The sequence below is a fragment of the Pantoea sp. X-Soil-TKNS-1207 genome, from assembly GCF_059730485.1.
This window is the reverse complement of sequence record NZ_AP035958.1, coordinates 3,400,288-3,424,717: the sequence shown is the minus strand read 5'-3', so window position 1 is coordinate 3,424,717 and position 24,430 is coordinate 3,400,288. Positions and strand designations below refer to the sequence as shown.

The 24,430-nt window shown below is 57.6% G+C and carries 16 protein-coding genes and 3 tRNA genes; 11 read left to right on the top strand and 8 right to left on the bottom strand.

Annotated features, from left to right (window positions below):
* Positions 1 to 18: 18 nt before the first annotated feature.
* The 4 genes from recC (at position 19) to recD (ending at position 11,794) form a co-directional block, all read left to right on the top strand.
* Positions 19 to 3,399, top strand: coding sequence for an exodeoxyribonuclease V subunit gamma (gene recC / locus AC6I8V_RS15985; protein ID WP_497843207.1), 3,381 nt, complete (start codon positions 19 to 21; stop codon positions 3,397 to 3,399).
* 105 nt (positions 3,400 to 3,504) lie between these two features.
* Positions 3,505 to 6,402, top strand: a complete 2,898-nt coding sequence (gene ptrA / locus AC6I8V_RS15980; protein ID WP_497843206.1) for a pitrilysin — start codon at positions 3,505 to 3,507, stop codon at positions 6,400 to 6,402.
* On the top strand, positions 6,399 to 9,938 hold the full coding sequence (recB, locus tag AC6I8V_RS15975; RefSeq protein ID WP_497843205.1) for an exodeoxyribonuclease V subunit beta: 3,540 nt from the start codon (positions 6,399 to 6,401) through the stop codon (positions 9,936 to 9,938). Before ptrA ends, recB begins: the two co-directional genes overlap by 4 nt.
* Complete coding sequence (gene recD / locus AC6I8V_RS15970; RefSeq protein ID WP_497843204.1) at positions 9,935 to 11,794, top strand: exodeoxyribonuclease V subunit alpha; 1,860 nt, start codon at positions 9,935 to 9,937, stop codon at positions 11,792 to 11,794. Before recB ends, recD begins: the two co-directional genes overlap by 4 nt.
* Before the next feature lie 71 nt (positions 11,795 to 11,865).
* Here recD and argA read toward each other — a convergent pair whose 3' ends face one another.
* Positions 11,866 to 13,194, bottom strand: coding sequence for an amino-acid N-acetyltransferase (gene argA, locus AC6I8V_RS15965; protein WP_497843203.1), 1,329 nt, complete (start codon positions 13,192 to 13,194; stop codon positions 11,866 to 11,868).
* 232 nt (positions 13,195 to 13,426) lie between these two features.
* Here argA and amiC point away from each other — a divergent pair, with 232 nt between their 5' ends.
* A complete protein-coding gene (gene amiC, locus AC6I8V_RS15960; protein WP_497843202.1) occupies positions 13,427 to 14,671 on the top strand; it encodes an N-acetylmuramoyl-L-alanine amidase AmiC in 1,245 nt (414 codons plus the stop codon).
* 74 nt (positions 14,672 to 14,745) lie between these two features.
* On the opposite strand, the gene AC6I8V_RS15955 is transcribed toward amiC, so the two are convergent.
* The 3 genes from AC6I8V_RS15955 to AC6I8V_RS15945 form a co-directional block, all read right to left on the bottom strand.
* Positions 14,746 to 14,822 (bottom strand) — tRNA-Met (locus AC6I8V_RS15955).
* Positions 14,823 to 14,875: 53 nt separating this feature from the next.
* Positions 14,876 to 14,952: transfer RNA gene (locus tag AC6I8V_RS15950), tRNA-Met, on the bottom strand.
* 52 nt (positions 14,953 to 15,004) lie between these two features.
* Positions 15,005 to 15,081, bottom strand: a tRNA-Met gene (locus tag AC6I8V_RS15945).
* Positions 15,082 to 15,285: 204 nt separating this feature from the next.
* Here AC6I8V_RS15945 and mltA point away from each other — a divergent pair.
* On the top strand, positions 15,286 to 16,434 hold the full coding sequence (mltA, locus tag AC6I8V_RS15940; protein ID WP_497843201.1) for a murein transglycosylase A: 1,149 nt from the start codon (positions 15,286 to 15,288) through the stop codon (positions 16,432 to 16,434).
* A 46-nt stretch (positions 16,435 to 16,480) separates the two neighbouring features.
* Complete coding sequence (gene tcdA / locus AC6I8V_RS15935) at positions 16,481 to 17,287, top strand: tRNA cyclic N6-threonylcarbamoyladenosine(37) synthase TcdA (RefSeq protein WP_497843200.1); 807 nt, start codon at positions 16,481 to 16,483, stop codon at positions 17,285 to 17,287.
* Here the strand turns inward: tcdA and csdE are convergent.
* A complete protein-coding gene (gene csdE, locus AC6I8V_RS15930) occupies positions 17,284 to 17,730 on the bottom strand; it encodes a cysteine desulfurase sulfur acceptor subunit CsdE (RefSeq protein WP_497843199.1) in 447 nt (148 codons plus the stop codon). The genes tcdA and csdE overlap by 4 nt on opposite strands.
* Before the next feature lie 4 nt (positions 17,731 to 17,734).
* Positions 17,735 to 18,940, bottom strand: a complete 1,206-nt coding sequence (gene csdA, locus AC6I8V_RS15925; protein ID WP_497843198.1) for a cysteine desulfurase CsdA — start codon at positions 18,938 to 18,940, stop codon at positions 17,735 to 17,737.
* A 210-nt stretch (positions 18,941 to 19,150) separates the two neighbouring features.
* Here csdA and AC6I8V_RS15920 point away from each other — a divergent pair, with 210 nt between their 5' ends.
* From AC6I8V_RS15920 to rlmM, 4 genes are all read left to right on the top strand, one after another.
* On the top strand, positions 19,151 to 19,375 hold the full coding sequence (locus AC6I8V_RS15920; protein WP_497843197.1) for a YgdI/YgdR family lipoprotein: 225 nt from the start codon (positions 19,151 to 19,153) through the stop codon (positions 19,373 to 19,375).
* Between the two features lie 335 nt (positions 19,376 to 19,710).
* A complete protein-coding gene (locus AC6I8V_RS15915) occupies positions 19,711 to 20,628 on the top strand; it encodes a transcriptional regulator GcvA (RefSeq protein WP_497843196.1) in 918 nt (305 codons plus the stop codon).
* Positions 20,629 to 20,678: 50 nt separating this feature from the next.
* The gene (locus AC6I8V_RS15910; protein ID WP_497843195.1) at positions 20,679 to 21,074 is read left to right on the top strand and encodes a DUF423 domain-containing protein; all 396 of its coding nucleotides are present in this window, start codon (positions 20,679 to 20,681) and stop codon (positions 21,072 to 21,074) included.
* Positions 21,067 to 22,167 (top strand): 23S rRNA (cytidine(2498)-2'-O)-methyltransferase RlmM, encoded by a 1,101-nt coding sequence (gene rlmM / locus AC6I8V_RS15905; protein WP_497843194.1) that lies wholly within the window; start codon positions 21,067 to 21,069, stop codon positions 22,165 to 22,167. Before AC6I8V_RS15910 ends, rlmM begins: the two co-directional genes overlap by 8 nt.
* Before the next feature lie 76 nt (positions 22,168 to 22,243).
* On the opposite strand, the gene xni is transcribed toward rlmM, so the two are convergent.
* Both xni and ppnN read right to left on the bottom strand, forming a co-directional pair.
* Complete coding sequence (xni, locus tag AC6I8V_RS15900; RefSeq protein ID WP_497843193.1) at positions 22,244 to 22,999, bottom strand: flap endonuclease Xni; 756 nt, start codon at positions 22,997 to 22,999, stop codon at positions 22,244 to 22,246.
* Positions 23,000 to 23,034: 35 nt separating this feature from the next.
* Positions 23,035 to 24,399: a nucleotide 5'-monophosphate nucleosidase PpnN gene (gene ppnN, locus AC6I8V_RS15895; RefSeq protein WP_497843192.1), complete on the bottom strand. Its 1,365-nt coding sequence runs from the start codon at positions 24,397 to 24,399 to the stop codon at positions 23,035 to 23,037.
* Positions 24,400 to 24,430 lie beyond the last annotated feature (31 nt).

The window sequence follows — 24,430 nt, the reverse complement described above, 5'->3', positions numbered from 1 at the left end:
TTTCACACAGGAGACTCCATGTTCCGGGTTTACCACTCCAATCAGCTTGACCTGTTAAAAAATCTGGCAGGAATTCTGATTGAAAGCCAACCCCTTGCCGACCCGCTCGCTGCTGAGCAGGTGCTGGTACAAAGCCCCGGTATGGCGCAATGGCTACAGATGGAACTGGCGCACAGCTTTGGTATTGCGGCGAACATCGACTTTCCGCTGCCCGCCACCTTTATCTGGAACATGTTTGTGCAGGTGCTGCCGGATATTCCGCAGGAGAGCGCCTTTACCAAAGCCAGCATGAGCTGGAAACTGATGCATCGCCTGCCTGCGCTGCTGGAGCAGGACGCCTTTCAGTCGCTGCGTCATTACCTGCATGACGACGACGATAAACGCAAACTTTACCAGCTCAGCGCCCGCGTGGCTGACCTGTTTGACCAATATCTGGTCTATCGCGCTGACTGGCTGAACAGCTGGGAACGTGGCGAACTGATCGAAGGCTTAGCCGAATCGCAGCAGTGGCAGGCGGCATTGTGGTGCGATCTGGTGAGCTTTACCGCCAGCCTTGGTCAGCCACTGTGGCACCGCGCCAATCTCTATGCACGCTTCATCCAGACGCTGGAACAGGCAAGCAGCCCGCCGCCGGGTCTGCCGCCACGCGTCTTTATCTGCGGTATTTCCGCGCTGCCGCCGGTCTATTTACAGGCACTGGAAGCGCTGGGCCGCCACATTGATATTCATCTGCTGTTCACCAATCCCTGCCGTCATTACTGGGGCGACATCCAGGATTATGCGTTTCTGGCTAAATTGCAAAGCCGCCAGCGCCGTCGCCTGCATTCGGATGAGCAGCAGGCGCTGTTCCGCGACCCCGCTGCGGCCCCGGCGCTGTTTAATGCGGCAGGGGAACAGCAGCTCACCAATCCGCTGCTGGCGTCCTGGGGCAAACTGGGGCGCGACAACCTGTTTCTGCTCAGTCAGATGGACGCCGCCGCCAACGATATTGATGCCTTTGTCGAGATGCCGCCCGATAATCTGCTCCATGCCCTGCAGGCGGATTTGCTGAATCTGGATGATAAAGCGGTCATCGGCGTCAACGCGGGCGAGCTGGCTGGCAGCCAGGACAAACGTCCGCTGGACCCGCAGGACCGGTCGCTGACCATTCAGGTTTGCCACAGCGCGCAGCGCGAAGTGGAGGTGTTGCAGGATCATTTGCTGGCGCTGATGGAAGCCGATCCCCAGCTTAAACCGCGCGATATCATCGTAATGGTGGCGGATATCGACAGCTACGCCCCCTTTATCCAGGCGGTATTCGCCAGCGCACCGGCCCCCCGCTATTTACCTTTCGCCATTTCGGATCGCCGGGCCAGCCAGGCACATCCGGCGATTCTGGCACTGCTCAGCTTACTCAGCCTGCCGGAGAGTCGCTTTGCTTCTGAAGAGGTGCTGGCGTTGCTGGAAGTCCCGGCGCTGGCGCAGCGTTTCTCGGTGGACGAGAGCGGCTTACGCCTGCTGCGTCGTTGGGTGATGGAATCCGGCATTCGCTGGGGGCTGGACGATGCCAGTGTGGAAGCGCTGGCGTTACCGGTTACCGGGCAGCATACCTGGCGTTTCGGCCTGCAACGCATGTTGCTGGGCTATGCGCTGGAAAGCCAGAATGGCGACTGGCAGGGCATTCTGCCTTATGACGAATCCACCGGTTTGATTGCCGAACTGGCGGGGCATCTGGCGGAGCTGCTTGCAAGGCTGGAGGCCTGGCGCACGCGGCTGGCGCAGGAACGCCCCCTGAGTGACTGGCTGCCGTTATGCCGTGAACTGATTGACAGCTTCTTCAGCGGCGATAGCGAAAGCGAGGCGGCACTGCTGCTGGTGGAAACGCAGTGGAAACAGATTATTGAGCAGGGGATGCAGGCTGCCTATGCGCAGCCCATTCCGGTAACGTTGCTGCGCGATGAACTGCGCTCACGCCTTGATCAGCAACGCATCAGCCAGCGTTTTCTCGCCGGGCCGGTCAACTTCTGTACGCTGATGCCAATGCGCTCGATTCCTTTCAAAGTGGTGTGCCTGCTCGGCATGAACGACGGCGTTTATCCGCGCACCCTGGCGCCGCTTGGCTTCGACCTGATGCAGCAGCAAATGCGTAAAGGCGATCGCAGCCGCCGTGACGATGACCGCTATCTGTTTCTTGAAGCGTTAATCTCCGCGCAGCAGCAGCTGTATATCAGCTACATCGGGCGCGCCATTCAGGACAATACCGAACGCTACCCGTCGGTGCTGGTAACGGAGCTGGTCGATTATCTTGGCCAGAGCTTCTGTCTGCCGGGCGACGAAGCCTGCGAGCCGGATCTCAGCGAGCAGCGGGTGCGGGAACATTTACAGACGCTGCACAGCCGTATGCCGTTTGCTGCGGAAAACTTCCAGCCGAATCGTTATGGTCAGAGTTTTGCGGCGGAATGGTTGCCAGCTGCCGCCGGTCGTGGCGAGGCGCAGCCCGATTTTGTCCAGCCGCTGGCCGCGACGCCGCAAACCACGGTGTCACTGGAGCAACTGCTGCGTTTCTGGCGTCATCCGGTACGCGCCTGGTTCCAGCAACGGCTGGGCGTTGCATTCTGGATGGAAGAGAGCGAATTGCCGGACAGCGAGCCATTCGCGCCAGACAGCCTGGAACGCTATCAAATCAACGCGCAATTGCTGAATACCCTGGTGGCGGGTGACGATCCGGCGCAGTTATATGCACGCCATCGCGCGGCAGGGAATTTACCTTATGGCGCATTTGGGGAACTTTTCTGGCAAAGCCAGACCGAAGAGATGCAGGACGTTGCTGCGGAAGTGAGCGGTCAGCGCCTGGCCGCAGAAAGCTGGGAAGTGGATCTCCCCCTCGGGGATGTGCAGTTGACCGGCTGGCTGACTCAGGTGCAAGCTGATGGACTGCTGCGCTGGCGTCCCGGTGTGTTGAATATGAACGATGGTCTGCTGTTGTGGCTGGAACATCTGGTTTATTGCGCGCTGGGTGGCAGCGGTGAGAGCCGCATGTATGGTCGCAAACAGAGCCGCTGGCGTTTTGCGGCGGTGGCGCGTGAACAGGCTCTGAGTCTGTTGCAGGCGTATATGGACGGGTATCAGGCCGGATTAGCGCAGCCGCTGATGTTGCTGAATAAATCCGGCGGCGCCTGGCTGGAAGCCAGTTTCGATGCGAAAACCCGTCAGTTACTTGATGACGAAGCAACACAGAATAAAGCCCGCAGTCGGCTGTTACAGGCCTGGCAGGGTGGTTTTCAGCTGGAGGGCGAGGGCAGCGATCCTTACCTGCAGCGCCTGAGCCGCGTGCTTGATGACGCGGCGGTAGAAGCAATCACTGATGCTGCACGACGCTGGTATTTGCCGGTACGTCTTGCGCATCACGATGATGAATAGCAATCGGGTGACGGTGTTACAGGATGTCGTCCTCACCACAATAAAAAAGTTTTTTTTGACCGCCGGGTGCACAGCCAGCGGTAAAGGGTAACGTAAGGGGTTTAAATGCGGATTTACGCACGCTGGATAGCGGCGCTGCTGCTGAGCATCACGGCACTGAGTGCCGTTGCTGATGAACAACGTGGCTGGCAGCCAGTCAATGAAACCATTCGTAAGAGCGATCACGATCCACGCGCCTACCAGGCGATAACGCTGGCAAACGGTATGACCGTCTTGCTGGTCTCCGATCCCGCCGCGCCTAAATCACTGGCGGCGCTGACATTACCGATTGGATCGCTTGATGATCCTGATCAGCAGCTGGGGCTGGCGCACTATCTCGAACATATGGTGCTGATGGGATCGAAACGCTATCCACAGCCGGATAACCTTGCCGAATTCCTGAAAAAACACGGTGGCAGCCATAATGCCAGCACCGCGTCTTACCGCACTGCCTTCTACCTCGAAGTGGAGAATGACGCGCTGCAACCGGCGGTCGATCGTCTGGCGGATGCCATTGCCGAGCCGTTGCTCGATCCGGTGAATGCCGATCGTGAACGTCATGCCGTGAATGCGGAACTGACTATGGCGCGCTCGCGTGACGGTTTACGTATGGCACAGGTTGGGGCTGAAACCCTCAACCCGCAACATCCCGGTTCGCGTTATTCCGGCGGAAATCTCGACACGCTGCGGGATAAACCCGGCAGCCAGCTGCACCAGGCGCTGCTCGATTTTTACCATAGCCACTACTCGGCCAACCTGATGAAGGCGGTGATTTACAGCAACAAGCCGCTGCCGGAGATGGCAGATATTGCCGCCCAAACCTTTGGCCGCGTGGAAAATCATCAGGCCAGCGTGCCGGACATTACCGTGCCGGTGGTCACCGACGCGCAGAAAGGCATCATCATTCATTACGTGCCTGCTCAGCCGCGCAAGCAGCTGAAAATTGAATTCCGCATCGCGAACAACAGCGATCGCTTCCGCAGCAAAACGGACACTCTGATCAGCTATCTGCTGGGCAATCGCAGCAAAAACACCCTCAATGACTGGCTGCAACGGCAGGGACTGGCGGACGGTGTTAACGCCGGTGCTGATCCAATGACCGAGCGCACCAGCGGTGTGTTTGCCATTACCGTTTCACTGACGGACAAAGGTCTGGCACAGCGTGATGAAGTGGTGGCGGCGATATTCAGCTATCTCGATATGCTGCGCGACAAAGGTATCGACAAAGGCTATTTCGATGAAGTCTCCCATGTGCTGGCGCTGGATTTCCGCTATCCGTCGATAACCCGCGATATGGATTACATCGAATGGCTGGTCGATACCATGCTGCGCGTACCGGTCGACCATGCGCTGGATGCCCCGTATCTGGCCGATGATTATGATCCGGCCGCTATCAAGGCGCGTCTGGCGGAGATGACGCCGCAAAATGCGCGTATCTGGTACATCAGCCCGCAGGAGCCGCACAACAAGGAGGCGTACTTTGTTAATGCGCCTTATCAGGTCGATAAAATCAGCGCGGCGCAGTTCAGTGACTGGCAGCAGCGCGCAGGCAGCATCCAGCTGTCACTGCCGACCCTTAACCCTTACATCCCGTCGGATTTCACCATCATGCCGTCCGATGGCAAAACCTATACCCACCCGGTAGCGCTTACCACGGGTGACAGTATGCGTATCTTCTGGATGCCGAGCCAGTTCTACACCAGTGAGCCGAAAGCGGCGATTACCCTGGCGTTACGCAACAAAGCCGCCATCAGCGATGCGCAGAATCAGGTGCTGTTTGGTCTGAATGACTACCTTTCCAGCCTGGCGCTGGATCAGCTGAACTCGCAGGCCTCGGTGGGGGGGATCAGCTTCTCCACCGGTGAAGATGATGGCCTGGTGTTTAATGCCAGCGGCTTTACCCAACGTCTGCCGGAACTGCTGAAAAAGCTGGTGGAAGGTTATGCCACCTTCACGCCAACGGATCAGCAGCTGGAACAGGCCAAGTCCTGGTATCTCGACCAGCTGGAATCGGCGGACAAAGGCAAAGCCTTTGAGCTGGCGATTCAGCCGATGCAGATGCTGTCGCAGCTGCCGTATACCCAGCGCGAAGCCCGTCGCAAACTGGTGAAAGACATCACCCTGAAACAGGTGATGGACTACCGTGATGCGCTGATTCACCACAGTACGCCGGAAATGATGGTGGTCGGAAATCTGCCTGCCGACCGGGTTAAGCAACTGGGTGAAGATCTGAAGCAGCAGCTGCAAAGTGACGGTCATGGCTACTGGCACAGCAACTACGTGGCGATAGATAAGCCGTTGAAAGCCAATTTGCAGAAGGCGGGCAGCAGCACCGATTCAGCGCTGGGTGCGCTCTATGTGCCAACCGGCTATAGCGAATATCAGAGCATGGCCAACAGCTCGATGCTGAGCCAAATCGTGCAGCCGTGGTTCTACAACCAGCTGCGTACGGTGGAACAACTGGGCTATGCGGTGTTTGCCTTCCAGATGCCTGTTGGCCGCCAGTGGGGCATCGGCTTCCTGTTGCAGAGTAACAGCAAACAGCCCGCATTCCTGTGGCAGCGCTTCCAGGCCTTTTATCCGCAGGCTGAACAGCGCCTGCGCAGCATGAAGCCGGATGAGTTCGCGCAGTATCAACAGGCAATGATCAATGACCTGAAGCAGCGTCCGCAAACGCTGGATGAGGAAGCCAATCGCTACGAGCGCGACTTCAACCGCCAGAATTTTGCCTTTGATACGCGTGAGAAAGTGATTGCGCAGCTTCAGCAGCTGACGCCGACTGGCCTGGCGGATTTCTTCCATCAGGCGGTGCTGGCGCAGCAGGGCATGGCGATGATTTCGCAGATCGGCGGCAGCCACGATGGCGCCGTGAAAGATGATTATGCGCAGCTGCCGGGCTGGACTACCTGGCAGGAAGTATCGCAGTTGCAGCAGTCGCTGCCGGTGAAGAGTGACGGCAAATGAGTCAGCAGCCTGAATCGCTCAATCCGCTGACGCTGCCGTTACGCGGTGAACGGCTGATTGAGGCCTCAGCAGGGACCGGTAAAACCTTCACCATCGGCCTGCTGTACCTCCGTTTGTTGCTGGGGCTGGGTGGGGAGCGGGCTTATACGCGGCCGCTCTCGGTGGAGGAGATCCTGGTGGTGACCTTTACCGAGGCCGCCACCGCCGAGCTGCGCGGGCGCATCCGCGCAAACATTCACGAACTGCGGCTGGCATGTATTCGTGGTAGCAGTAGCAATCCGATGCTGGCGCAGCTGCTGACGGAAATGCCGCAACCCGCGGATGCCGCCTCGCTGTTGCTGGCGGCAGAACGGCAGATGGATGAAGCGGCGATCTTCACCATTCACGGTTTCTGCCAGCGTATGCTCAACCTGAACGCGTTCGAATCCGGCATGTTGTTTGAACAGCAGCTGATTGAAGATGAACAGCTGTTGCTGAAACAGGCCACTGCCGATTTCTGGCGACGCCATTGTTATCCCCTGACGCTGGATGTGGCGCGTGCCATTGTTGCCGAGTGGAGTGGCCCGGAGCAGCTGCTGTCCACCCTGAAACCCTGGTTACAGGGTGAATCCCCGACGTTGCAGTCACCCCCGGCGGCGGATGAAACGCTGGCGGCGCGTCATGCGCAAAACCTGGCGCGCATTGCCGACATCAAAGCACGCTGGGCGGCGGTGGGCGAAGAGATTACCCGTCTGATTAGCGAGTCCGGGGTTGATAAACGCAGCTACAGCAGTAAAAACCTGCCGCTGTGGGTCAGCAAAATTTCGCTGTGGGCGCAAAGTGAGACGCGTGATTATCAGGTGCCGCCGGAGCTGGTTCGCTTTGGACAGCAGGTCCTGTTCGACAAGACCAAAAAAGGGGAGGCTCCGCATCATGCGCTGTTTGCCGCTATCGACCACTTCCTGGCTCAGCCGATTTCCCTGCGTGATTTGGTGATTGCCCGGGCGTTGACTGAAGTTCGCAGCGCCGTGCGCAAGGAGAAACGGCTGCATGCGTTGCTGGGGTTTGATGATCTGCTGAGTCGGCTGGATGAAGCGCTGCAACAACCAGGTGGCCCGCAGCTGGCGCAGGCGATCCGCCAGCGTTATCCGGTGGCGCTGATTGATGAGTTTCAGGATACCGATCCGCTGCAATACCGTATTTTCAGCACGCTTTACGTCAGGCAACCGGCGCACGCGTTGCTGCTGATTGGCGATCCCAAACAGGCGATCTACGCTTTTCGCGGCGCCGATATTTTTACCTATATCCGCGCGCGTAACGATGTCAGCGCCCACTACACGCTCGACACCAATTGGCGCTCGTCACCGCCGATGGTCGAGAGCGTAAACCGTCTTTTTTCCCGCCTTGCGGCCCCTTTCCTGTTTGCCGACATTCCGTTTCTGCCGGTGAAATTTGCCCCGCCGAACCAGGCGTTAACCCTGAATCTTGATCAGCAACCGCAGGCCGCACTGCGCTTCTGGCTGCAACCCGGTGAAGGGTGCAGCGTGGGAGATTATCAGCAGCTGATGGCGCAGCAGTGCGCGGCAGATATCAGCAACTGGTTGCAGGCAGGGCAGGAACAACGCGCCCTGCTGGGGAAAGCGGCGGCGTTGCGCCCGGTGCAGGCATCGGATATCACCGTGCTGGTGCGTAGCCGCAATGAAGCCAATCTTATCCGTGAAGCGCTCAACCAGCTGGCGATCCCGTCGGTGTACCTGTCGAACCGCGACAGCGTCTATACCACGCCGGAAGCGCGCGAGCTGCTGTGGCTATTGCAGGCGGTTCTGGCGCCGGAGCAGGAGCGGATGCTGCGCACGGCGCTGGCAACGTCGCTGTTTGCCTTTGATGCCGCCCAGCTCGATGCGCTCGATCAGGATGCGCGCGGCTGGGATCAACTGGTTGATACCTTTGCCCGCTGGCAGCAGATCTGGCAGCAGCGCGGCGTTCTGCCGATGCTGCGCGAAATGATGCTGGAGCGTCATCTGGCGGAAAACCTGCTGGCCTCGGAAAACGGCGAACGTCGTCTGACCGATCTGCTGCACCTTGGCGAACTGATGCAGGAAGCGGCATCTCAGCTCGACAGTCCACATGCGCTGGTGCGCTATCTGGCGCAGCAAATTGCCCGCCCGGATAGCCAGTCTGCCAGCCAGCAACTGCGCCTGGAGAGCGATCGCCATCTGGTGCAAATCGTCACCATCCATAAGTCGAAAGGGCTGCAATATCCGCTGGTATGGCTGCCGTTTGCTGCCGGTTTTCGTGAAGCCGATACCGCGCTGTATCACGACCGCGAAAACTTCACGGCAGTGCTCGATTTACAAAATGATGAGGCGAGCCTGGAACTGGCGGAGCAGGAAAGGCTGGCGGAGGATCTGCGCCTGCTGTATGTGGCGCTGACTCGCTCTATTTATCACTGTAGCGTCGGCGTTGCTCCGTTGTTCCGCGGCACCCGCAAGAAAGAGGGCGCCAGCGATCTGCATAAAAGCGCGCTGGGTTTTCTGCTCCAGCGCGGCGAACCTGCCAGCGCCGGGCAACTGGCAACGCTGCTGGCTGAGATGAACGGCGAGGGCACTGACGTGGTGCTGGCCGGGGCCTCTGTCGCCACGCGCTGGCAGTCTCAGGCCGCCAGCGACCTTGCTCTGAGTGCGCGCGAAGTGACGCGGGCGCTGGCCGATCCCTGGCGCGTCACCAGCTATTCCGGCCTGCAACAACACGGCAGCAGCCGTTTGCTGGACGTAATGCCGGGGTTTGATGTGGAGGCCGCCGGTGAAGAGCAGGGCGAGCCGCAACTATCCGCACTGACGCCACACCATTTCCCGCGCGGCGCGGCACCCGGCACCTTCCTGCACGAACTGTTTGAATCGCTGGATTTCACCCAACCGCCTGGCGGGGAAGTGCTGGAACAGCATCTGCAACAAAATGGCTACCCACTGCACTGGCAGCCGATGCTGAGTGACTGGATTGCCAGAGTGGTGAGTACGCCACTCAACGCACAGGGCATTCATCTGGCGGGGATTCAGCCCCAGGATCGGCTGGTGGAGATGGCGTTTTACCTGCCGATTGATGGCCTGCTGCGGCCTGATGCGCTGGATGCGCTGCTGCGGCAACACGATGTGCTGTCACAGGCGGCACCGGCACTCGATTTCCGTCAGGTGCAGGGTATGTTGAAAGGTTTTATCGATTTAGTATTTCGCTGGCAGGGCAAATATTATCTGCTGGATTACAAATCCAACTGGCTGGGTGACAGCCACACCGCCTATACGCCACAGGCGATGGCCCAGGCGATGATCGACCACCGCTACGATTTGCAGTATCAGCTGTACAGTCTGGCGCTGCACCGTTATCTGCGCCATCGTCTGGCGGATTACGACTACCAACAGCATTTCGGCGGGGTGTTCTATCTGTTTTTACGCGGTATGGATGGCAGCTCGCCGGATAACGGGGTGTTCCACACCCGTCCATCAATTGAATTTATTGACCAGCTGGACAGCCTGTTTCGCGGGGAGGACGTGACATCATGAGCAGCATGACGACGTTGCTGACCCAGGCGATGGAGCTGCACCTGCTGCGTCCGCTGGATATTCAGTTCGCCCGCCTGCTGGCCGATGACAGCCAGCCCGCACGTTTACTGGCTGCGGCTTGCCTCAGCGCGGAAGCGGGCGAGGGGCATGTCTGCCTGCCGTTAACCCAGCTGACCCGCGAGGGGCTGTTTAACGGCCGCCATCCCGAGCTGGCTGAGGCCATCTGGCAGGCGGCAGGCGAACCACAGGACTGGCTGGCGGTGTTTCACGACTGGCCTGCGCTGAACGATAACGCGCAAGCCACGCCCATCGTGCTGGCTCAGCAGCGGCTTTATCTGCACCGTTTGTGGCAGAACGAAGGCCAGGTGGCGCGTTTCTTTCAGGCTGGTTCGGCACCGCAACAGTTCGCACCGGCGAGGGTACGCGAGGTGCTGGACCAGCTGTTTGGCACGCAGCCGGAAGACTGGCAGAAGATCGCCGCTGCCGTGGCGCTGACCCAGAAAACGGCGGTGATTTCCGGCGGTCCCGGCACCGGCAAAACCACCACGGTGGCGAAACTGCTGGCGGCGCTGATTCGTCTCAGCGATGGCGCGCTGCGTATCCAGCTGGCGGCGCCCACCGGGAAGGCCGCAGCGCGCCTGACCGAATCACTCGGTAAGGCGCTGCGCCAGCTTGCGGTCAGCGACGACGAACGGCAATGCTTTCCCGCTGAAGCAACGACCCTGCACCGCCTGCTCGGGGCGCAGCCGGAAACTCAGCGTCTGCGTTATCACGCCGGCAATCTGCTGCATCTGGATGTGCTGGTGGTGGATGAAGCCTCGATGGTTGACCTCAGCATGATGGCTAATCTGATCGCCGCGCTGCCACCGCAGGCGCGGGTGATCTTTCTCGGCGATCGCGATCAGCTGGCGTCCGTGGAAGCGGGCGCGGTGCTGGGCGATATCTGCCGCTGCGCCGAGGCCGGTTACAGCCCGTCACGCGCGGCACAGCTGAGCGCGCTAACCGGCTGTGACGTGCCGGGCAGGGAGGATGCCGCTGCGCCGCTGGTGCGTGATGCCATTTGTCTGCTGCGTAAAAGTTATCGCTTCGATGCGCAATCCGGAATCGGTCAGCTGGCGACTGCCGTTAATCACGGCGATGCGGCGGCAGTTGAGAAGGCGTTCGGCGCGGGCTTTAGCGATATCTCCCGTCAGCCCCTGAATGATGTTGATGCCTATCAGGCGATGCTGAGCCAGGTTGCTGAGGGTTATCGCCCCTATCTGCGGCTGATCGCTGAGCGGGCCGAACCCGCTGCAATTATTAATGCTTTTGGGCGTTATCAGCTGCTCTGCGCGCTGCGCGAAGGGCCGTTTGGCGTTCAGGGACTGAATCAGCGTATTGAACAGAAACTGATGCAGCTACAGCTTCTCCGGCGCCCAACCGGCGGTAGCCGCTGGTATCAGGGGCGACCGGTGATGGTGACCCGCAACGACAGTGCGCTCGGGCTGTTTAATGGCGACATTGGCATTACGTTGTGGGACGAGGAAGGCCTGCTCAAGGTGTTTTTCCCGCTGCCGGATGGCACCATCAAAGCGGTACAGCCGAGCCGGTTACCGGCACACGATACTGCCTGGGCGATGACGGTGCATAAATCCCAGGGGTCGGAATTCGATCACACCGCGCTGGTACTGCCCGCGCAGTTTTTGCCGGTGCTGACGCGCGAGCTGATTTATACCGCTATTACCCGCGCCCGCAGCCAGCTGACGGTATATAGCGATGACAGCGTGTTTCGCCGCGCGGTGCAGCTACGCACTCAGCGCAGAAGTGGGTTGTTAGAAAGGTTGGGGCAGGGTGAGACATTGAACAGGTCGGCATAAATGCCGACCCTACAGAAATGAGATAAAGATCAGACGCGCAGGGCCGCCATTGATGGCGACCTGGCTGCGAACTAACGCAAATCCGCCATCAACACCTTCGAACGGCGCTGATAGTTATACATCTTCTTCTTGCTTTCCGGCAGCGACTCAATATCCACTGGCGTAAAGCCGCGCTCCTGGAACCAGTGAATGCTGCGCGTGGTCAGCACGAACAGCTTTTTCAGACCCATCTGCCGCGCCTGCAATGCGACGCGCTGCAACAGCGCTTCGCCCCGCGACGAGCTGCGATAATCCGGATGTACCGCCACGCAAGCCATTTCGCCAATCTGCTCTTCCGGGAATGGATAGAGCGCCGCACAGGCAATGGTCAGGTTATCGCGTTCGATAATGGTGAATTTATCGATCTCCATCTCCAGCTGCTCTCGTGAGCGGCGTACCAGGATCCCCTGCTGTTCCAGCGGGCGAATCAGCTCCAGAATGCCGCCAAGATCGTTGATGGTGGCGCGACGAATCTGCTCGGCGGACTCCATAACAATCTGCGTACCGATACCGTCACGCGAGAACAGCTCCTGCAACAGCGCGCCATCTTCCTGATAGCTGATCAAATGGCTGCGACGCACGCCGCTGCGGCAGGCTTTCACCGCACCACGCAGGAAACGTACGGTGCCGGAGAGAAAATCACCTTCGCTTTCCATTTCGTCGATACGCGCCTGCGCATCGTTGGGGAACAGCTCGGAGATGATATCGCCGTCGCGATTGGTCACACCCTGTTCGGAGCAGAAACCAATCATTTTTTCCGCTTTGAGTTTGATTGCCAGCTGGGTAGCCACTTCTTCTGACGTCAGGTTGAAGCTCTCGCCAGTAACGGAAACCGCAACCGGGCCGAGCAGCACGATCGCGCCATTATCCAGCTGACGATGGATGGCTTCTTCGTCAATACGACGGATACGTCCGCTGTGGCAGTAATCCACACCGTCATCCACGCCGAGCGGCTGGGCAATAATAAAGTTGCCGCTCACCACATTAATATGCGCACCCTGCAACGGGGTGTTGTTCAGGCTCATCGACAGACGCGCGGTGATATCCAGTTGCAGACGACCCGCCGCCTGCTTCACCAGCTCCAGCGATTGGGCATCGGTGACGCGCGTGTGTTTGTGATAAATCGGTTCCAGCTGCTGCTGCGCCATGCTGGCATCAATCTGCGGGCGGGCGCCGTAAACCACCACCAGGCGTATGCCGAGACTATGCAACAGGCCGATATCGTTAACGATGCTGGAGAAGTTGTCATGCTCGATGGCCTCGCCACCCAGCATGATGACAAAGGTCTTGCCACGGTGGGCATTTATATAGGGAACGGTATGGCGAAAACCCTGAACCAGTTCAGTACTACGTTCCTTCACGGCAAACCCTCTGTGAATGGTTATTCGAAATTTTTGTATTTTTATTCTTTATTGCGCCGTAATGCAAGCCTCGGACCTGACGTTACTTTACGATTTTCCTGATGCAAGCTGCGCTAACAGACTGCATTATCTGGCTTTTCCGAAGTGAAAAGGCACCAGGGAGTGGCTAAAGTTTTCATCTTCTTTTACTTAACTGGCGATATTTTAGACATTACACAGTAGCTGGAGCGGCATGTCCGAAGTAAATCCCTATTTTTCACGACGACGATTGTTACAGGGCGCTGGCGCTTTATGGCTGCTGAGCGTGAGCCGCAGCGGGCTGGCGGCCAGCCACCATATCGTTGCCGTACGTATCTGGCCATCATCGACCTACTCGCGCGTTACGCTGGAATCTACGGTTCCGCTGCAATATAAGCAATTCACCCTGAGCAACCCCGATCGCCTGGTCATCGACATCAAAAATCTGCATATCAATCCGGTACTGAAAGGTGTCGATAAACTGGTGCGCGTTGACGATCCCTATATCAAAACCGCGCGCGTCGGCCAGTTTGATCCCAACACGGTACGTATCGTGCTGGAGCTGAAGCGCAGCGTCGCCCCCCGTACCTTCACCTTAGCACCGGTGGCAGGCATCAAACACCGGCTGGTGGTGGATCTCTATCCCAGCCAGCAGCAGCCGGAAGAGGATCCGCTACTGGCGTTACTCCAGGATTACAATCAGGGCGAACTGGATCGCGATCAGCCTGCGCAGGCCCCGTTGCCGGGTAAAGCCGGGCGCGATCGACCGATTATTATCATGATCGATCCGGGGCACGGCGGGGAAGATCCGGGCGCGCACGGCAAACTTAAAACCCGCGAAAAAGATATCGTGCTGAAGATGGGGCGTTATCTGAAGGCGCTGATCGACAAAGAACCCAATATGAAAGCCTATATGACGCGCAACGAGGATGTGTTTATTCCGCTGCGGGTACGGGTGGCGAAAGCCCGCAAGCAGCGCGCGGATTTGTTCGTGTCGATTCACGCCGATGCCTTTACCAGCCGGGCCGCGCGCGGTTCTTCGGTGTTCGCGTTATCCACCAGCGGTGCAACCTCGGCGGCGGCACGTTTTCTGGCGCAAACCCAGAATGAGTCGGATTTGATTGGCGGCGTCAGCATGAGCGGCGACCGCTATCTCGACCACACCATGTTTGACATGGTGCAGCGCCAGACCATTCACGACAGCCTGAAGTTTGGCAAAGAGGTGCTGTCGCGTATGGGGCGCATCAATCATCTGCATAAACGTACGGTGGATCAGGCGGGTTTTGCGGTGCTGAAAGCGCCGGATATCCCGTCGATTCTGGTCGAGACGGCGTTTATCAGTAATGTGGAAGAAGAACGCAAGCTGCGCACGCCGCGCTATCAGCATCAGGTGGCGGAAGCCATTCTGCATGGCATCAAGGCGTATGTTGAGAAGGGGGCGGTGCTGGCGCATCGCTAAGGGATGGCGGCAGGGAGGCCGCCCAGTGCCGGACGCCAGAAACAAAAAAACACCCGTTAAGGTGTTTATTGTATTGGTTGCGGGGGCCGGATTTGAACCGACGACCTTCGGGTTATGAGCCCGACGAGCTACCAGGCTGCTCCACCCCGCGTCCGTCTGTCGCTGTGCGACTTTTCACATTTTCGCTCTTCACTAAAGAAGAGTTGGTTGCGGGGGCCGGATTTGAACCGACGACCTTCGGGTTATGAGCCCGACGAGCTACCAGGCTGCTCCACCCCGCGTCCGATGCCGCTGTGCGACTTTTCACGTTGTCTCTCTTCACGGAAGAAGAGTTGGTTGCGGGGGCCGGATTTGAACCGACGACCTTCGGGTTATGAGCCCGACGAGCTACCAGGCTGCTCCACCCCGCGTCCGTGGATGCGCACTATACTCTGCGCGCGCTGTGATGCAACCTCTTTTTGACAGAAAGCACAAAATTTACAGCCAGTTGGTGAACAAAACCACGCTACGGTTATTTTATGTACAGATATGATCGCAGCGCTCGGTAGTGGATTTCATTCTGTCTGTCCCTTTGCTATCGTCGCCGTGCAAACAATCGATAAAAAGAGAAGGTCATGAAAGCAAATCGTGTGAAGTATGCACTTACTGGCGCATTTCTCGCGCTTCTGGCGGGTTGTAGTTCCAAGCCCACCGACCGTGGTCAGCAATATATTGACGGCAAACTGGATCAGCCGCTGGGGCTGGTAAACCAGCCGAATGCCAAAGGGCGTCCGGTCAATGGTAAGGACTTCGGCGATCAGGTTCGCCAGATTCAGTCGGCGTCTGGCGCGCTGTATGGCCGTAACACCGGTACCTACAGCGCCATTGAGAACTGGCTGATCTCCGGCGGGGATACCCGTCAGCTGCGCCAGTTCGGCCTTAATGCGTATCAGATGGAAGGCACCGATAATTACGGCAACGTGCAGTTCACCGGCTACTACACGCCGGTTGTCGAAGCGCGTTATACCCGTCAGGGTGAATTCCAGTACCCGATTTACCGGATGCCACCGCGCCGAAGTGGGCAGAAATTACCGAGCCGCGCTTCTATCTATAGCGGCGGTCTCGATGACCGCTATGTTATTGCGTACAGCAACTCGTTAATCGACAACTTTATGATGGACGTCCAGGGTAGCGGCTACGTTGATTTTGGCGATGGCCGGCCACTGCGTTTCTTCGGCTACGGCGGTAAAAACGGCTGGGCATACCACAGCATCGGTAAAGAACTGATCGACCGTGGTGAAGTGAAGCGTGAAGATATGTCGATGCAGGCGATTCGTCAGTGGGCGCAGGAACATTCGACCCAGGAAGTCCGCGCGCTGCTGGAAACTAACCAATCCTTCGTATTCTTTAAACCGGAGGAGTATGTGCCGGTACGGGGTGCCAGCGCGGTGCCGCTGATTGCCAAAGCCTCGGTAGCATCCGACAGATCGCTGATTCCCGCCGGAACGGCGCTGCTGGCGGAAGTGCCGCAGCTGAATGAGAAGGGCAAGTTTAACGGTAAATATGAAATGCGCCTGATGGTGGCGCTGGATGTTGGTGGCGCGATTAAAGGCCAGCATTTCGACATCTATCAGGGTGTGGGTCCCGATGCCGCGCATCTGGCCGGTTTCTACAACCATTATGGCCGCGTCTGGGTGCTGAAATCCGCACCGGGAGCCGGTCAGCCGCTGTTCAGCAATCCGCAAAACGGCAATAATGGTTCGATGTTGTTAGGTTCTAACTGATTCTTCTCTGCGGGCCACGCGGCCCGCACGACCAATAAGGTTTGTTATGACAGTGGTTAGCGACGCCTGGCGGCAACGCTTTGGCGGCACGGCGCGTCTGTATGGGCAGGATGCGTTACAGCGTTTTGCTGACGCCCATTTTTGTGTGATTGGCATTGGTGGTGTCGGCTCCTGGGCTGCTGAAGCGCTGGCGCGCACCGGCATTGGAAAAATTACCCTGATCGATATGGACGATGTCTGTATCACCAACACCAACCGACAAATTCACGCGTTGCAGGGCAAAGTGGGGCAGGCGAAAACCGAGGTGATGGCCGAACGTATCCGTGCCATCAACCCGGAATGCACCGTGATCTGCATTGATGATTTCATCACGCCGGAGAATACCGCCGAGCTGTTGCCGGTCGGCTTCGATTATGTGATCGACGCGATTGATAGCGTGCGGCCAAAAGCGGCGCTGATTGCCTGGTGTCGTCGTAACAAGATTCCATTGATCACCACCGGTGGCGCGGGTGGACAGATCGATCCGACGCAGATCCAGGTCAGCGATCTGGCCAAAACCATTCAGGATCCGCTGGCAGCGAAATTGCGCGAGCGCCTGAAAAGTGATTTCGGCGTGAAGAAAAACAGTAAAGGAAAACTGGGCATCGACTGCGTGTTTTCCACCGAGGCACTGGTTTATCCGCAACCGGATGGCAGCGTCTGTGCCTCACGCAGTACCGCAGAAGGCCCGAAACGGATGGATTGCGCGGCGGGTTTTGGCGCAGCCACCATGGTGACTGCGACCTTTGGCTTTATCGCCGTGTCGCACGCGCTGAAAAAGTTTCTCGCCCGCGCGACGCGTCAGGCGGCTTAAGCGTGCTGACGTGCGGCGCGTTGAACCGCGTCCGCCAGCGCCTGCAAACCGCTGCTGCGTGAGGCACTGAGCTGCGCGCGCAGCCCAAGCGTATCAAATAACGCCAGTGGGTCCTGTTGCAGCAGGGCCGCTGGCGTTTTCCCTTCTACAGCGGTGAGCAGCACCGCCAGCAGACCGCGCACGATACGTCCTTCACTGTCGCCATAGAAATGCAGCGTGCCGTTGTTTTGTAGCTGGCTGCTCAGCCAGACGCGGTTTTCACAGCCGCTCAGCTCGATCTCCGCAGTTTTCAGATCCTCGGCTAACGCTGGCAGTTGACGGCTCAGCTGGATCAGCTGGCGATAACGATCTTCCCACTGATGAAAATGGGCAAACTTTTCCGTCAGGCTGGCTTCAGTGATCAGGTCGCCAAACGGGTGAGGGGCGAGAAGGGGTGTGCTCATAGCGTTACTCACTCAGTAAATCCACGGCGCTGTGCATGGCGCGCACCAGCGCGTCCACGTCCTGCAGGTTATTATAGGGGGCGAAGGAGACACGCAGCGTGCCAGTGACGCCCAATGCCGCCATCAGCGGCTGCGCGCAATGCTGACCGGCGCGCAGCGCGATGCCATGCTCCGCCAGCAGCGTGACGATATCACTGTGGTGGATACCGGCCATATCAAACGCCAGCAGGCTGCTGTTGCCGCAGCGAAAACTGCGAAAGCCGGGTAGCTCGCTCAGCTGTTCTTCCGCCAGGCTGGCCAGCTGCTGGCTCCACATCTCCATCTTTTCTGCGTGATGCTGGCTAAGCCACTGGAGCGCGGCGCTCAGACCAATTACCCCCGCCACGTTCGGCGTGCCAGCTTCAAATCGCCACGGCACCGGCTGCGGCGTGAAACCGCTGAAATCCACCTGCGTCAGCATTTTGCCGCCCCCCTGCCAGGGTGACATAGCTTCCAGCAGCTCAGCTTTGCCATACAACACGCCGATGCCCATGGGGCCATATAATTTATGGCCGGAGAACGCGTAAAAATCGATATCCTGCGCCTGTACATCCGGGGCGCAATGCACCACGCCCTGCGCGCCATCGACCATCACTTTGGCGCCCACCGCATGTGCCAGCTGAATGGCCTGCGCCAGATCCGGGCAACCGCCCGTGACATTCGACATTTGGCCGATCGCCAGCAGCCGGGTGCGTGGGTTGAGTAAGCCTGGCAGCAGCTGGATATCGGGCAGGCGATCGGCGCCCAGCGGCCATTTCACCACTTTCGCGCCTGTGGCCTCTGCCACCATCAGCCAGGGCACCAGGTTGGCATGATGTTCCGCCTCGCTGACCAGGATCTCATCCCCCGCCTGTAAACGCGGGGCCAGCCAGCTGTGCGCCACCAGATTGATGGCTTCGGTGGTGCCGCGCGTCCAGACAATCTGTCGGTCGTCCGCAGCATTCAGCCAGCGCGCCACCAGGCCGCGTGCCTGCTCGTACTGCTCAGTCAGCGCGCGGGCGGCGGCAAACTGGCTGCGATGCACAGTACCGGCGCTGAGCGAATAGAACTGCTGCGTGGCTTCAATCACCGCCAGCGGCTTCAGGGCGGTGGCGGCGCTGTCGAGATAGACACCGGCATCGGCCAGCGCAGGAAACTGCTGGCGGAAAGCGGTAGGAGTAAAAATGGTCATACCCGGCCTGTTGTGATGAATTTAGGACCAGACTGAAAGCCGGTCAATTGCCTGGCAAAGCTGGAAAAGCGCGTTATGCTAATTAATGCAAGGTTTAAACCAAAACCCGCATTATGAATCGACCTTTACCAGTCGATTTCACTTTTTTCAGCTGCCTCTGGTCAGCGTCCGCGGGTGGTTTGATGCAATCAATCTGCAAGGAGATAGAAGATGAAAAAACTCGCCGCAGTGCTGGCCGTGTGTACCATGGCCTTTACCCTGGCTGCCTGTTCAAGCAATTATGTGATGCATACCAATGATGGCCGCACGATTGTTGCTGCTGGCAAACCTAAAGTTGACGATGATACCGGTATGATCAGCTATAAAGATGCCAATGGCAACATGCAGCAGATTAACCGCTCGGATGTCAAAGAGATGGTTGAGATGGGGCAGTAAGCGAAAGATAAAAAAAAGCACCGCAAATTGCGGTGCTATTTAAAATCACTATGGACAGACAGGGTAAATCTACAGGAATTAAAAGCTTGATCTGCAATCGTCAGATCAAAATGCAAACACAACATCACGACCACAAGCCAAAAGCTCCCCAAAAGTCTGCGAACTAGCGCACATTTCAGAAAACTTTTCGTTCCGGCTTAGGAAGTGCGGCAACTATAGGTATTTGCTGGAGCTTCCTCAACGGACAATTTATAATGTCTCGGATTAAAAAAACTAATACGTGACGACTTTTTATAAGTTGCAGTATTGCTCTGTAGATCCGGATACGGAAAACCATGTCAAAACGCCTTCCCCCGCTGAATGCTTTACGCGTCTTTGATGCCGCTGCGCGTCATCTGAGCTTCACCAAAGCCGCTGAAGAACTGTTTGTTACCCAGGCAGCTGTCAGCCATCAGATTAAATCTCTGGAAGATTTTCTCGGTCTTAAGCTCTTTCGCCGGAGGAATCGTTCGCTTTTGCTGACGGAAGAAGGACAAAGCTACTATCTGGATATTAAGGAGATTTTCTCCGCGCTCAACGACGCTACACGCAAATTGCAGGCACGCAGCGCCAAAGGCGCACTCACCGTCAGTCTGCTGCCGAGCTTCGCCATTCAGTGGCTGGTGCCGCGCCTTTCCAGCTTTAATACAGCTTATCCGGGCATCGATGTGCGTATCCAGGCGGTCGACCGTGATGAAGAGAAACTGGCGGATGATGTCGATGTGGCGATTTTCTATGGTCGTGGCAACTGGCCGGGGCTGCGGGTGGAAAAACTCTACGCCGAATATTTATTGCCCGTCTGTTCACCGTTGCTGTTAACCGGCGACCATCCGCTGAAATCACAGGCTGATTTGGGGCACTTTACGCTGCTACATGATGCCTCGCGGCGTGACTGGCAATCCTACACTCGTCAGCTAGGCTTGCAGCACATTAACGTGCAGCAGGGTCCGATTTTCAGCCACAGCGCCATGGTGTTGCAGGCGGCGATCCACGGCCAGGGCGTTGCGCTGGCTAATAATGTGATGGCGCAGAGCGAAATCGAGGCTGGTCGTCTGGTCTGTCCTTTTAATGACGTACTGGTCAGTAAAAATGCTTTTTATTTGGTTTGTCATGACAGCCAGGCAGAACTGGGTAAAATAGCCGCCTTTCGACAGTGGATCCTGGCCAAAGCCGCAAGCGAACAAGAAAAATTTCGTTTTCGTTACGATCACTAACGCGTTGATTGTTGCACAGTGACGTGCGTATTCACCTTGAGGATTGTTAGATGTCCAGTCGTGCCATGTTTATATTTGCGGCCATCAGCGGCTTCACGCTGGTGGCCTTTGGTGCTTTTGGTGCTCATGTGCTGAGCAAATCTCTCGGCCCGGCCGAGATGGCGTGGATTCATACCGGCCTTGAGTATCAGGCATACCATACGCTGGCGATTATTGGCCTCGCGTCAGCCATGCTGCGCCGCGCCAATATCTGGTTTTACTGGAGCAGCGCCGCGCTGGCGCTGGGAACGGTGTTGTTCAGTGGCAGCCTTTATTGTCTGGCGCTGTCGCATCTGAAGTTTTGGGTTTTTGTCACGCCAGTCGGCGGCTTCGGCTTCCTGATTGGCTGGTTCTTGATGTTGATTGGCGCACTGCGTCTGAAACGAAAGGCAGATCGCCATGAATAAAGTTTTACTCTATTGCCGTCCGGGATTTGAGAAAGAGTGTGCGGCAGAGATCAGTGCTAAAGCCGCAGAGCGTGAAATCTACGGTTTCCCGCGCGTGAAAGACGACGCGGGCTATGTGTTGTTTGAATGCTATCAGCAGGAAGATGCGGAGAAGCTGATCAGCCAGCTGCCGTTTGCGGAGCTGATTTTTGCCCGCCAGATGGTGGTGGTGGGTGAACTGCTGCGCGACCTGCCGTCGGAAGATCGTATCTCACCGATTGCCGGTATGCTGACCGGTGTGGTGGAGAAGGGCGGCGAACTGCGTGTTGAAGTGCCGGATACTAACGAAGCCAAAGAGCTGACTAAATTCTGCCGTAAGTTTACCGTGCCACTGCGTGCCAGCCTGCGTGAAAGCGGGATTCTGCTGAATTACGAAAGCCCGAAACGTCCGGTGGTGCATGTGTTCTTTATCGCGCCGGGCACCTGTTATGTCGGCTATTCGTTGCCGCAGAATAATTCCCCGTTCTATATGGGCATTCCGCGTCTGAAATTCCCGTCAGATGCGCCAAGCCGCTCCACCCTGAAGCTGGAAGAGGCGTTTCACGTCTTTATCCCGGCGGATGAATGGGATGAACGCCTGGGCAGCGGAATGTGGGCTGTGGATCTCGGCGCCTGTCCCGGCGGCTGGACCTATCAGCTGGTGAAACGCAGCATGATGGTTTATGCGGTGGATAACGGCCCGATGGCGCCGAGCCTGATGGATACCGGCCAGGTGACGCACTGCCGTGAAGATGGCTTCAGATTCCGTCCACCGCGTAGCAACATCAGTTGGGTGGTTTGCGACATGGTGGAGAAACCGGTGCGCGTAGCCAGCCTGATGAGCGAATGGCTGGTGAATGGCTGGTGTCGGGAAGCGATTTTCAACCTTAAGCTGCCGATGAAAAAGCGCTATGAAGAAGTGACGCAGAATCTGGCGATGATCGATGCCACCCTGAAAGAGCACGGCATTAATGCGCAGATTCAGGCACGTCAGCTGTATCACGATCGTGAAGAGATCACCGTGCATGTGCGCCGTATCTGGGCCGCGGTAGGTGGTCGTCGCGACGAGCGCTAAATCCTCCTTCAACGTTGGTATTGCAGGCGCGTTAGTCGCGCGCCTGGTTAACTTTGCTGGATGGCTGGGCAGGCGCTCAGGGCTTATATCTCAGCGTGTTCAGATTCCCCTGTAACGTTAAATCCTGCTTCAGCGTGGCAACCTGACGACATATTTCCGCCATTTGCCGATTCGCCTGCAATTTCCCCTGCCACTTCGGCGGCACCTGATCCCACTGCTGATAAATCGCTTCCAGTGAGCCAAACTGCAACAGCAGTTCCCGCGCACTTTTCGGCCCGATGCCCGCGACGCCCGGAATTTTGCTGCTGCTGATGCCGCACAATCCCCAGTAATCCACGAGCTGCGCAGGCGCTACGCCAAACTCCTGTTCAATAAACGGCATATCCAGCCAGCGTTTCTGGAAATAATCACGAATCTGGATATTGGGCGCCAGCAGCTGGCAGTAACCTTTGTCGGTGGAGACAATGGTTGCCTGATGCCCGGCATCCGCCATTTTTACCGCCAGCGTGGCAGCCAGATCGTCGGCTTCATCCTGATCGGCAATCCAGCAATTCACGCCTGCCGCCTGAAACGCCTGCTGGATGGCGGGCATTTCCTGCTGCAAATCGTCGGGCATCGGTGGGCGACCGGCTTTATAGTCCGGCAGTAACTGATGACGCCAGCCGGGCTGACGTGTGGCGCTATCAAACACCGCCACCGCATGGGTCGGGCGGGTATGGCCCAGCAGTTGATGGAGTGCAGCAACACAGGCGTCGCGGCACGGCGTGCCCTGAACGGCATGCAAACGACGGATCAGGTTCAGGGCATCAACAATAAGAAGATGAAAAGACATGATGATAGCGGCAGCCCGCAGGCTGCCTTCCTGAGTTATTTGATGATTTCGTAGCAGGGGATGTATGCGGTGCCCGGCAGCTTCATGCGGTGCTGGGCCACAAAGCCCTGTAGCAGTTCATCCATGCGATGCATAATGTCCGGATCGCCGTGCAGCTTATACGGACCCTTCTCGCGGATTTCGCGAATACCCACTTCTTTCACGTTGCCCGCGACAATGCCAGAGAAGGCACGACGCAAATCCGCGGCCAGTTTTTCCGCTGGCTGGTTGGTGTACAGATTCAGGTTAGCCATGTTTTCGTGTGTGGGCAGGAACGGCAGTTGCAGGTCCGGCACAATACGAATCGACCAGTTAAAGCTGTAGGCATCGCCAGTTTCACGACGATATTCTTTCACCTGCGGCATCGCTTTCCTCATCAGACGTGCGACTTCGGCAGCATCATCAATGATGATTTTGTAGTGTTTGCGTGCATCCTCGCCCAGCGTGCTGACAATAAAATCATCCAGAACGCGGAAATAGTCTGCGCTTTCCTTTGGCCCGGTCAGGATCAGCGGCAACACCTGATCGCTGTTATGCGGGTTCATCAGAATGCCGAGCAGATACAACAACTCTTCAGCGGTACCGACGCCGCCAGGGAAAATAATGATACCGTGGGCGATACGCACAAAGGCTTCGAGGCGCTTTTCGATATCCGGCATGATGATCAATTCATTCACCAGTGGATTCGGCGGCTCGGCGGCAATGATGGACGGTTCAGTCAGGCCAATAAAGCGGCTGTCACGATAGCGCTGCTGCGCGTGTCCGACGGCTGCCCCCTTCATCGGGGCTTCCATCACTCCCGGTCCACAACCGGTACAGATGTTCAGCTCACGCAGACCCAGCTGCGTCCCGACGTTACGGCAGTATTGGTATTCCACGGCGTTGATGGAGTGGCCGCCCCAGCACACCACGGTATTCGGATATTCGCCGACGTGCAGCGCGCGGGCGTTGCGCAGGATCGAAAAGACCAGATTAGTGATTTGCGCGGAATCCTCGGCATCCAGATCCTGAAAACGTTCGGCAGCAGAGAGCTGACCGTTAACAAACAGGATGTCGCGCAGTACGGCAAACAGGTTGGCCTGCAACGAGCGAATAATGCGCCCATCGACAAAGGCGTCTTCCGGCGGGTTAATCAGTTCAAGTTTCACGCCACGTTCGCGGCGCAACACGTTGATATCAAAGCTCTGAAAGCGGGAAAGCAGTTCATGACTACTGTCGGTCTGACTACCTGAATTGAGCACCGCGAGTGAACAGTTGCGAAACAGCTGGTACAGGTCGCTGCTGGCGGTTTGCTTCAGCATATCGACTTCCAGCTGGGAAAGCAGATCCATGGAGCCAAGAGGGCTAATGTGAGTAATCAAGAGAACTCCTTTACACGCAAGCGCGTGACTG

What these genes read in the sequence shown, in the direction of transcription:
- tcdA (WP_497843200.1), top strand. Translation starts at nt 16,481, where the DNA reads ATGACAGTGGTTAGCGACGCCTGGCGGCAACGCTTTGGCGGCACGGCG.
- AC6I8V_RS15920 (WP_497843197.1), top strand. Translation starts at nt 19,151, where the DNA reads ATGAAAAAACTCGCCGCAGTGCTGGCCGTGTGTACCATGGCCTTTACC.
- recD (WP_497843204.1), top strand. Translation starts at nt 9,935, where the DNA reads ATGAGCAGCATGACGACGTTGCTGACCCAGGCGATGGAGCTGCACCTG.
- rlmM (WP_497843194.1), top strand. Translation starts at nt 21,067, where the DNA reads ATGAATAAAGTTTTACTCTATTGCCGTCCGGGATTTGAGAAAGAGTGT.
- recB (WP_497843205.1), top strand. Translation starts at nt 6,399, where the DNA reads ATGAGTCAGCAGCCTGAATCGCTCAATCCGCTGACGCTGCCGTTACGC.
- csdE (WP_497843199.1), bottom strand. Translation starts at nt 17,730, where the DNA reads ATGAGCACACCCCTTCTCGCCCCTCACCCGTTTGGCGACCTGATCACT.
- ptrA (WP_497843206.1), top strand. Translation starts at nt 3,505, where the DNA reads ATGCGGATTTACGCACGCTGGATAGCGGCGCTGCTGCTGAGCATCACG.
- AC6I8V_RS15915 (WP_497843196.1), top strand. Translation starts at nt 19,711, where the DNA reads ATGTCAAAACGCCTTCCCCCGCTGAATGCTTTACGCGTCTTTGATGCC.
- xni (WP_497843193.1), bottom strand. Translation starts at nt 22,999, where the DNA reads ATGTCTTTTCATCTTCTTATTGTTGATGCCCTGAACCTGATCCGTCGT.
- amiC (WP_497843202.1), top strand. Translation starts at nt 13,427, where the DNA reads ATGTCCGAAGTAAATCCCTATTTTTCACGACGACGATTGTTACAGGGC.
- AC6I8V_RS15910 (WP_497843195.1), top strand. Translation starts at nt 20,679, where the DNA reads ATGTCCAGTCGTGCCATGTTTATATTTGCGGCCATCAGCGGCTTCACG.
- mltA (WP_497843201.1), top strand. Translation starts at nt 15,286, where the DNA reads ATGAAAGCAAATCGTGTGAAGTATGCACTTACTGGCGCATTTCTCGCG.
- csdA (WP_497843198.1), bottom strand. Translation starts at nt 18,940, where the DNA reads ATGACCATTTTTACTCCTACCGCTTTCCGCCAGCAGTTTCCTGCGCTG.
- recC (WP_497843207.1), top strand. Translation starts at nt 19, where the DNA reads ATGTTCCGGGTTTACCACTCCAATCAGCTTGACCTGTTAAAAAATCTG.